The organism is Vibrio sp. Vb1337, from assembly GCF_033338715.1.
Classification (GTDB): domain Bacteria; phylum Pseudomonadota; class Gammaproteobacteria; order Enterobacterales; family Vibrionaceae; genus Vibrio; species Vibrio alginolyticus.
Window position 1 is genome coordinate 1 of the sequence record NZ_JAWOTD010000268.1, and the last position, 1,048, is coordinate 1,048.

The window sequence follows — 1,048 nt, forward strand, 5'->3', positions numbered from 1 at the left end:
GTTGTTCCCGATGCCCTTGACGATGAAAAATGGGCGAATCATCCGGCCATCAAACTTGGTATGCTCTCCTATTGTGGTTTGCCGTTGTTTTGGCCAAATGGCGAAACGTTTGGAACCATTTGTATGTTGGACTCCAAAGCCAATGAGTACAGCGAAACTTACCGGCAATTGCTCAATACGTTCAAGGACTCAATAGAAGCTCAACTTGCTGTTGTCTACCAACAATACAAACTGTTGAGACTTAACAGCGAACTTAAAAATCGCGTAGAAAACCGAACCACTGACCTCGCCCAACTCAGCTTTTCACTCACTCAAGAAATTGACCGCCGCAAAGCCGCTGAAAGACAAGTTAACTACCAGAAAACCCATGACCAAGGTACCGGATTTCTTAATCGCGCCGCTCTGGAAGCTGTTGTTGAAGATACGCTTCAATCCCTAGAACACGGGCATCAGTCTTTAATTGTTATAAATGTGGGCTTTAGTAATGCGCGTAGCATACAAACTCGATACGGCTTTGAAGCGTTTGATGAGATCCTCAAAGAATGTCGTAAGCGCCTTGGGATGAACGATTCAAACTACTTCATTACTGGTCGCCCAAGTTCAAACGACTTAGTGCTTTTGTTATGGGGAGAAGATGCTGATTCGAAACTGCATAATCTGCTTGATAAAATCACTAACATCAGCGTGGGGAACTTCTACATCAACGACACAGAAGTGCATTTGCACTCCTACGTTGGCGTAGTTCAGGCTCATCGCTCGAGCAGTGCTAAACAGCTTCTACAAAATGCTTGTTACGCGATGTTGCTATGTAAAGAGTCGGGTGAAGCTTACAGTTACTTCTGTGAGAGCCACACGCATGAGTTGAACAACCATAATCAGCTCGAAAGTTATCTGCTCCAAGCTGTACGTAATGACGATTTGATGTTGTATTTCCAACCGAAGGTGAACCCTCATACGCACAAATGGATAGGTGCAGAAGCGCTATTACGCTGGCGTCACCCCGTTTTAGGGGATGTATCTAACGAAGCGCTGATCCACATGGCTGAGC

General features: G+C 45.3%; 1 protein-coding gene. It reads left to right on the top strand.

The window, feature by feature from the left end:
• On the top strand, positions 1 to 1,048 hold a 1,048-nt coding region (locus R7E42_RS25545; RefSeq protein WP_318073317.1), incomplete at both ends, for a diguanylate cyclase domain-containing protein.